Annotated in this window: 6 protein-coding genes; 3 read left to right on the top strand and 3 right to left on the bottom strand. The window is 49.6% G+C overall.

Annotation, left to right across the window (positions count from 1 at the left end; translation table 11 throughout):
- Nucleotides 1-2 precede the first annotated feature (2 nt).
- Nucleotides 3-611 (bottom strand): hypothetical protein, encoded by a 609-nt coding sequence (locus tag L691_RS0107875; RefSeq protein ID WP_025689844.1) that lies wholly within the window; start codon nucleotides 609-611, stop codon nucleotides 3-5.
- 165 nt (nucleotides 612-776) lie between these two features.
- Here L691_RS0107875 and L691_RS0107880 point away from each other — a divergent pair, with 165 nt between their 5' ends.
- The gene (locus L691_RS0107880) at nucleotides 777-1,040 is read left to right on the top strand and encodes a hypothetical protein (RefSeq protein WP_025689845.1); all 264 of its coding nucleotides are present in this window, start codon (nucleotides 777-779) and stop codon (nucleotides 1,038-1,040) included.
- 47 nt (nucleotides 1,041-1,087) lie between these two features.
- Here L691_RS0107880 and fumC read toward each other — a convergent pair whose 3' ends face one another.
- Together fumC and L691_RS0107890 are read right to left on the bottom strand one after the other, a co-directional pair.
- The gene (gene fumC, locus L691_RS0107885; RefSeq protein WP_025689846.1) at nucleotides 1,088-2,464 is read right to left on the bottom strand and encodes a class II fumarate hydratase; all 1,377 of its coding nucleotides are present in this window, start codon (nucleotides 2,462-2,464) and stop codon (nucleotides 1,088-1,090) included.
- Nucleotides 2,465-2,575: 111 nt separating this feature from the next.
- Nucleotides 2,576-3,181 carry a TetR/AcrR family transcriptional regulator gene (locus tag L691_RS0107890; protein WP_232229129.1) on the bottom strand — a complete coding sequence of 202 codons (606 nt, stop codon included), beginning with the start codon at nucleotides 3,179-3,181 and terminating at the stop codon, nucleotides 2,576-2,578.
- 167 nt (nucleotides 3,182-3,348) lie between these two features.
- On the opposite strand from L691_RS0107890, the gene L691_RS0107895 reads away from it, so the two are divergent.
- Nucleotides 3,349-4,236 (top strand): ABC transporter ATP-binding protein, encoded by an 888-nt coding sequence (locus L691_RS0107895; protein WP_025689848.1) that lies wholly within the window; start codon nucleotides 3,349-3,351, stop codon nucleotides 4,234-4,236.
- Complete coding sequence (locus tag L691_RS0107900; protein WP_025689850.1) at nucleotides 4,233-5,045, top strand: ABC transporter permease subunit; 813 nt, start codon at nucleotides 4,233-4,235, stop codon at nucleotides 5,043-5,045. Before L691_RS0107895 ends, L691_RS0107900 begins: the two co-directional genes overlap by 4 nt.
- The last annotated feature ends 403 nt before the right edge of the window (nucleotides 5,046-5,448 follow it).

Consider the following 5,448-nt stretch of genomic DNA (forward strand, 5'->3'; position numbering starts at 1 on the left):
CTTCAGATTCCAGAAACTTGATAATCAACAGGCCTGCCTTGACTTACTGTTGTTACATTACCAGTTACACGAGTTCGATAGTATCCATCATCTTGATTGTAAAAATCCGCCGTATTTTCTTCTTGGTTACTTAATCCTCCAATGTAGCTAAATGGTGCAGAATCTACAGTTGACCATATACCCCAACTCGTTTTTTGAAGAGACATTACAAGATTAACATAAGAAACGGATACCCCTGGTTCGAATGTAGCTGTCCATCCTGAGTATATGTCATGGTATTGAGCATCAATCCATATAGTTAATTTGCCGTATATTATTGCTTTCGGGGTAACTTCGCTTGAAGCATTCAAAGAATTGAGTGATTCTTTTTCAGTAAGTTTATCATTTAATTTACCCAGATCGCTTTCAGCGTAGAAATTTGATGTTTGAACTTGCGCACCTTCGGGGATTTTACCGCCCTGTGTATAAACAGTTTCCCCTTTTGCGTTTGTAGTTATTTTAATGTTGTTTGCATCACTAGCAGGCATTTTCAAAGAGTCTTCAGCAAATACTGTCGAAGAAATTGAAAAAATGATTGTTAATACACAAAATAATGCAAATAATTTTTTCAAATAATATCACCTCGATTATTTTTTTGGATATCTGGCCAGAGATCTGAAAAGATTATAATTCCATTTTTTTGAATAAACTATATAGAATATCCTAGTAATTTGTAAAATTATTCATTTTTATGATATCATAAGTAATATTTAAATCCCCATGATAGGAGATAGATTATGGAAGACCATAAAACTAGATTCAGCAACGGAAAGTTGTATGTTCTTATTGATTCAAAATTAGTTATAGTTCTTGACGCCTCTAAAAAAATTCAATATTCTATTGACAATGTTTGGGATTATTCATCGCTTCATTTTTTACCTGAAGGTATCGATTTTGAATCCTTCGACTATATAAATGCACCTGAAACCGGTGGGTATTTCTTCAAGGAGTCTGATTTAAATGAAATATTTAGAATTATAAAAACTGAGTCTCCATATTGAATATAAAAAACCGAGAAACAACTAAGTTCCTCGGTTTTTTCAAGTTGTTATACCATGTTCTCCGGCCTAACTAACCGGTCAAATTCCTCTTCCGTCAGCAGCTTCAGCTTCAGCGCGGCTTCCTTCAGCGTAAGGCCTTCCTTATGCGCCAGCTTGGCGATTTCAGCCGCCTTTTCATAGCCGATATGCGGATTCAGGGCGGTCACCAGCATCATGGAGTTATGCAGATTGCGGTGAATGGCTGGCTCGTTCGCCCGGATGCCCCGGGCGCAATGCTCCTCAAAAGACGACATGGCGTCCGCCAGCAGGCGGCAGGACTGCAAAAAGCTGTGGATAATGACCGGCTTGAATACATTAAGCTGAAAATGGCCCTGGCTGGCCGCAACACCAATCGTCACGTCGTTGCCCAGCACCTGGCAGACGACCATCGTCATCGCCTCGCTCTGCGTCGGATTCACTTTGCCCGGCATGATCGAGCTGCCCGGCTCGTTCTCCGGGATGAGCAGCTCGCCGATGCCGCTGCGGGGACCGCTGGCGAGGAGGCGGACATCATTCGCGATCTTCATGAGATCGGCCGCCAGCGCCTTCAGCGCTCCATGCGCATGAACAAGCTGGTCATGGCTCGTCAGGGCGTGGAATTTATTCTCGGCCGAGACAAAGGGGAAAGATAGCTCATCGCCGATTTCCCGGGCGACCCCGGCCCCAAATTCCGGATGGGCGTTAAGGCCGGTGCCGACAGCCGTCCCTCCGATCGCCAGTTCCAGCAGAGACTGGGCGCTGCTTTCGATAAAGCGCTTTCCTTTTTCCAGCATCGCGGCCCATGCGCTTATCTCCTGCCCAAGCGTAAGTGGCGTCGCGTCCTGCAGATGCGTGCGGCCGATTTTAATCAGGGACCGATACTGATCCGCTTTCTGTTCCAGTGTGGTCTTGAGCCGCTCCAGCGCCTGAAGCACCTGCCGCCGAACCGCCAGATATGCCGCGATATGCATCGCTGAAGGAAAGGTATCATTGGAGCTCTGGCCTTTGTTCACATCGTCGTTTGGATGGACGGCTTCTTCCGATCCCGCAAGCCGAAGCAGCTCCCCCGCTCTGCGGGATATCACTTCATTCACGTTCATATTGGTCTGCGTTCCGCTCCCGGTCTGCCAGACAACCAGCGGAAAATGCTCATCATACCTGCCCTGCATAATTTCATCGGCCGCCCGGATAATGGCCTCCGCCTTATCGCTTGGCAGCAGCCCAAGCCCGGCATTCACCTTTGCAGCCGTTTTTTTGATCAGCGCCAGGGCGTAAATAACCTCAAGCGGCATTTTCTCGCCGCCGATCTTAAAGTTCTGCAGGCTGCGCTGGGTCTGTGCGCCCCAATATTTGTCCGAGGGGACCTGCAGCTCGCCAAATGTATCTTTTTCCACGCGAAAGTCCATCCTTCATCCCGTCCTTTTTGCCGGATTTAGCCTGAAGCGGCTTGTGAAAGCCTATTCTTATTTTACAATGGGCCACGGCGGCGGGACAAACATCAGCCCAGTCTTTCGGCTTCACTCCTCCCGCCCGCAGATGCCGTAAAAGAATATATGCACCATTTCCTCCAAAAAAGCGTCCCTATTGTCCTGCTTCTCGGCGATTTCCAGCATCTCTCCGGCATTTTGCATATAAAAATTCATAAATATGAGCACGGAGTTTACGGAAACCTTGGACGAAATTTCGTTCCTCGCCTTCCCCTCTTCCAGCATCCGGATCATCAGCGGCAGGATCGCCTGCTCGTACCGTTCCTGAATATAGCGGAACATTTCCTGATCTTCAAGCATCATCTTCTTCATCAGCGACGGGGGAATGGCGGCATACGTTTCTTTTTCCTGAATAATGGTATACTCCACAATCTCTTTGATCGAGCGCTTCTCATTAAGAACTTCTTCAAAGCCATCGATCGCCCGGTCCAAAAAGTCTTTGAGCGATTCCTCGATGAGCGCTTCTTTGCTGCCGAAGTAGTTGTAGATCGTTACCTGCGAGACGCCCGCTGCCTTGGCGATATCGGCAATCCGCATCCGCTTGGGCTCCCATGTCTTCAGCATTTCGAGAGTCGCCCTCATAATTTTTTGCCTGATTTTCGCCGCTCTCTTCTCAAAACCGTTCATTTTTTTCATCTGAAAGTCCACCCTATCTGGCATTGTATGATATAAAAGTGTAATTAATGAAATATATAACAAAAATAATTTCATAATTATATTGACGCTGAGCCTGAACGGGATTATTATAACACATGAAATATTTGACCTAAAATACTTCATTATTTTACACCGGAGGTGGCAGTATGCTTACTGTCCAAGGATTGACCAAGACATTTTCAAACGGGAAGGGAATTCGGGACATTACCTTTTCGGTAAACAAGGGCGAGGTGTTCGGCTTTCTCGGACCGAACGGAGCGGGCAAATCGACGACCATTCGGCATCTTATGGGCTTTATGAAGCCCGACCGGGGGCATGCGGCCATATGCGGGCTCGATGTGTGGAAAGCGCAGGGAACGGTGCAAAAGCATGTAGGCTACTTGCCGGGAGAAATCGCCTTTGTCGACGGGATGACAGGAATTTCCTTCCTTGATTTTATGGCGGATATGCAGGACTTGAAGGATAAAAGCAAGCGCGGCGAGTTGATCCGGCGCCTGCAGTTCGACGCGAATACTCCGATCCGCAAGATGTCCAAGGGCATGAAGCAGAAAGTCGGCCTGGTCGCCGCGTTCATGCACAGCCCTGAGGTAATTATTCTCGATGAGCCCACTTCCGGCCTGGACCCGCTGATGCAAAAGGTGTTCATTGAACTGGTGCTGGAAGAAAAAGCACTGGGCACGACCTTCTTAATGTCGTCGCACAGTTTTCCCGAAATTGAGCGCACCTGCGACCGGGCCGCCATTATCAAAGACGGTAGCCTGATCGCCGTCAAGAACATTCATGAGCTGCAGTCCATGCAGCGGAAGCTGTTCGACGTCGTCTTCGAGAACAAGGAGGACGCGCACCTGTTCCGGACCTCCGGTCTGCCTATCGAGAATTACGATGATTTCCGCGTCCGGGTCGCCATACAAGGCAACTATAATGCATTCATCGAAGAAGCGGCGAAGTACCGCATCCGCAGTATGGATGTGTTTACCCAGAACCTGGAGGATATTTTTATGGATTATTACGACCGGGAGGGAAGCCAGCCATGAATTTCCCATTATATAAACAAATGATGAAAGTAAATGCCAAAGGCATCATGAACTACGCCTTCGGCTCTGCCTTTTATATTCTCCTGATCTTCTGGCTGTACCCGGGCATTGCGAAGAACACGCAGGCGCTGAACGATATTGTAAAAGCCATGCCGCAGGGCGTGAACAATGCGTTCGGCCTAAACAGCGGATTCGCCAGCGCGGAAGCGTTCGTCTCGGGCGAATACTACGGCCTCATTCTGGTGCTGATTCTGGCGATTGTTTGTGTCCAGATGTCGACCCGGCTGATGGCCGGCATGGTGGACCAAGGCTCGATGGCCTATCTGCTGTCCACGCCGACCACCCGCGCCAAAGTGTCGGCGACGCAGGCCCTTGTGCTGGTAACGGCGTTGGTCGTAATCATAGGCGTAACGACCTTGGCGGGCTTTTTGGGAGACGCCTGGTTTCTTGACGCCTCTTTCCCTTTCAACAGCGGACGGTTCCTGCATCTGAACATTGTCGCCTTCATGCTCTTCTTCGCGATCGGCGGTCTGACCTTTCTGGTGTCCTGTCTGTCCAACGACGAGAAGAGAGCGCTCGGCATCTCCGGCGCCATCGCCTTCGGCTTCTTCACCATTGATCTGGTCGCCAAAATCAGCGACAAGCTGAGCTGGATGAAGGCTCTGACGCTCTTCACGCTGTACCGGCCCAGCGAAATTGTCACGGGACAAGCGAAATGGGGCCAGATTTCCCTTATTCTGCTGGCCGTCGGCCTGCTCGCTTTCGCCCTCGGCATCGTTCTGTTCAAGCGGCGCGATCTGCCGCTGTAAGAGCGGGTCCGAAGAGGGGCGGGAGAGCGTGGGCGCGAGCGGAGGCAGGCGGGACGGTGCGGCAAACGGGACGCCTGCAAGCCCAGCGGCTCGTGCTGTCAAGGCGGCCCGCGCCCTCACCCAAGCCCCGGGACTACGCTCGTTCCGCTAAAACGGAATTTCTCCCCCTTATTTTACTAATAAGGGCCCACATCATAATTAAGCGGGAATTTCTCCCTCACATTAGATCTATTAAGATCATTTTCCCGGAAACAGGCCGAATAAGATGGGGATTTTCCTATTCATCCAGCTAATTCAAGCCTTAAAGGGAAAATATGAGGGAGAAATTCCCGTTCATAGTTTCTATAGAGATTCCACCTGATCATTTTGGCAGCCGGATGAATCGGCGTTATCGCCCCTGCCA

Origin of the sequence: Paenibacillus zanthoxyli JH29 (assembly GCF_000520715.1) — a bacterium.
In the GTDB taxonomy this organism is placed as follows: Bacteria; Bacillota; Bacilli; order Paenibacillales; family Paenibacillaceae; genus Paenibacillus_AQ; species Paenibacillus_AQ zanthoxyli.